This window comes from Bacillus sp. S4 (assembly GCF_040838205.1).
GTDB lineage: Bacteria > Bacillota > Bacilli > Bacillales > Bacillaceae_G > Bacillus_A > Bacillus_A cereus_U.
Genome location: NZ_JBFPJI010000432.1, coordinates 1 through 2,423 on the forward strand (window position 1 = coordinate 1; position 2,423 = coordinate 2,423).

Consider the following 2,423-nt stretch of genomic DNA (forward strand, 5'->3'; position numbering starts at 1 on the left):
GCATAATGTTCAATCAATAAATTTATATTTGAATGATTCATATCGATATGATCCTTTAAAACCTGAGTTACTTTTGTGCACAAAATAACCACTCCTTTTCAGCGCTTACTTATTAAACGATTGAACAAATAAAAAAGTTACGGGGCTTATAATAAATTTTATGTTTATGTTCATGAATACGGGTCATAAATATGTTATATAGCATTTTACATGAGGAGGAATCAATTTGCCAAAATTAACAGTTGAAGGTACCGGAACTTTTGATGTTGAGGAAGGGACAAAACTAGTATTAGCACTTGAAGATAACGGTGTACACATTCTTCATCGTTGCGGTGGCAAAGCAAGATGTACAACTTGCCGAGTTGAAGTCATTGCAGGTGATTTTTGTGAGGCTACAAATGATGAAAAACAAGCTATTACGGAAAAAGGAATTGAAGACCACTTACGATTATCGTGCCAAATGCGTGTACATAAAGATATTACTGTTCGCCCTATACTTACAGTTGAAAATTCCGGTTTAGATGCTGGACCACGTCCGGCGGAGTAAAATGATGAATTTAAAACAGCTAGCCGGTGAATATGCTGCTGGCTTTGTAAAAGATGGTATGAAGGTTGGACTTGGTACGGGTTCAACTGTATATTGGACAATACAAAAATTAGGTCAACATGTAAAAGAAGGGTTATCTATTCAAGCTGTACCGACATCAAAAGAAACTGAAGCATTAGCAAAACAACTATCTATTCCGTTAATCTCTTTAAATGAAACCGATATACTCGATCTCACAATCGATGGAGCAGATGAAATCAATAATGATTTACAATTAATAAAAGGTGGCGGTGGTGCATTACTTCGCGAAAAAATTGTTGCCACCTCCTCTAAAGAACTTATTATTATTGCAGATGAATCCAAACTCGTTTCACACTTAGGTGCCTTTCCACTTCCTATTGAAATCATCCCCTTCTCTTGGAAGCAAACTGAAAAGAGAGTTCAATCTTTAGGATACGAAACACGTTTACGTATGAAAGATGGCGGACCATTTATAACTGATAACGGCAATTTAATTATTGATTGTATTTTTCCAAACAAAATATTGAATCCAAATGACACACATACAGGGTTAAAGATGATTACCGGTGTAGTTGAAACAGGATTATTTATCAATATGACGAACAAAGCGATCATCGGAACAAAAAACGGGATAAAAGAATATTAACCATTTTAAAGGCTGACTTTTGCAAGTCAGTTTTTTATTTTTCATAGTATAACATTACAGTATGATATACTATGAAAACACATTCATATCACACTAGAAAGGGCTGAACAATTTGCAATCCAAACTCATAACAGAACTTACTGATTTAGAAACTGCCTTTTACATTCGAAAAGAAGTATTCGTAAAAGAGCAAGGTGTCCCTCTTGAGGATGAATTCGATACATATGACCAAATTGGCGAGACATGCAAACATATATTAGTTTATTATAATGAACTTCCTGTAGGAACTGGCCGTATACGATTCATTGACGGAATGGGTAAACTAGAACGAATTTGTATTTTAAAAGACTATCGCAAATACGGATTAGGAAAAGTAATAATCCAGGCACTAGAAGAGATTGCTCGTAACAAAGAAGCAAATAAAGTGAAACTACACGGTCAAACACAAGCTGAAGGATTTTATGAAAAATTAGGCTATCAAACTTCTTCTGATGTATTTATGGAAGATGGTATTCCGCACATACTTATGATGAAAGAATTGGCGTGATAAAAAGGGTATTATATGAATCCATACTGCAGGTTCATATAATACCCTTTTGTGTCCTATTCGTTTGTTTCATGAAACTTATCATATTCTTTACTGTAATGGATTTTTAATTTTCCTATTAAATTTGCATCAATTTTTAAATTATTGTCTTTCAAATTGTTGTTTAATAGCTCTTTGATAATACTCATGATTACTTAATAACTCATCATGAGTTCCAAAACCTGTAATTCTACCACCTTCTAATACAATAATTTGATCAGCATTTATAATGGTAGACAACCTATGTGCTATTACAAAAGTTGTTTGTTTATGAATTAATGTATTTATTGCCTTTTGTACTTGTTTTTCTGAATCAGAATCGAGATTTGCTGTAGCCTCATCTAATAATAGAAAATCTGTACCACGCATTAAGGCTCTAGCTAATGCAATACGTTGTTTTTGTCCACCTGAAAGTTGATTACCTCTTTCTCCTACTTGCGTATTATAACCATCCGATAAACCACCAATAAATTCATGTGCATTTGCAAATGTTGCAATTTCTATCAATTTATCATCTGTAACCTTTTCATTTTGTCCATATAAAATGTTATCTCTAATTGTACCTGAAAAAATTGGAGTATCTTGCGAAACATAACTGAATTTCTGTCTCCATTCTTCTACAT

The 2,423-nt window shown here is 33.5% G+C and carries 4 protein-coding genes and 1 pseudogene; 3 read left to right on the plus strand and 2 right to left on the minus strand.

Annotated elements, in window-relative coordinates:
- Positions 1 to 83, minus strand: a pseudogene (locus AB3X48_RS21195) (RNA polymerase subunit sigma-70); the annotation flags it as partial.
- 143 nt (positions 84 to 226) lie between these two features.
- Between AB3X48_RS21195 and AB3X48_RS21200 the strand changes: the two are divergent.
- The 3 genes from AB3X48_RS21200 to AB3X48_RS21210 all read left to right on the plus strand — a co-directional run bounded on the left by AB3X48_RS21200 (position 227) and on the right by AB3X48_RS21210 (position 1,761).
- The gene (locus AB3X48_RS21200) at positions 227 to 547 is read left to right on the plus strand and encodes a 2Fe-2S iron-sulfur cluster-binding protein (RefSeq protein ID WP_002110280.1); all 321 of its coding nucleotides are present in this window, start codon (positions 227 to 229) and stop codon (positions 545 to 547) included.
- Between the two features lie 4 nt (positions 548 to 551).
- Positions 552 to 1,214 (plus strand): ribose 5-phosphate isomerase A, encoded by a 663-nt coding sequence (gene rpiA / locus AB3X48_RS21205; RefSeq protein ID WP_016105068.1) that lies wholly within the window; start codon positions 552 to 554, stop codon positions 1,212 to 1,214.
- A 112-nt stretch (positions 1,215 to 1,326) separates the two neighbouring features.
- On the plus strand, positions 1,327 to 1,761 hold the full coding sequence (locus tag AB3X48_RS21210; RefSeq protein WP_016105069.1) for a GNAT family N-acetyltransferase: 435 nt from the start codon (positions 1,327 to 1,329) through the stop codon (positions 1,759 to 1,761).
- A gap of 141 nt (positions 1,762 to 1,902) precedes the next feature.
- Here AB3X48_RS21210 and AB3X48_RS21215 read toward each other — a convergent pair.
- Positions 1,903 to 2,423 (minus strand): ATP-binding cassette domain-containing protein (locus tag AB3X48_RS21215; RefSeq protein WP_367959909.1); only part of this gene is annotated, 521 nt, incomplete at its 5' end.

Bases quoted from the DNA above. Each gene is read 5' to 3' on its own strand.
- rpiA (WP_016105068.1), top strand. From the start codon at position 552: ATGAATTTAAAACAGCTAGCCGGTGAATATGCTGCTGGCTTTGTAAAA.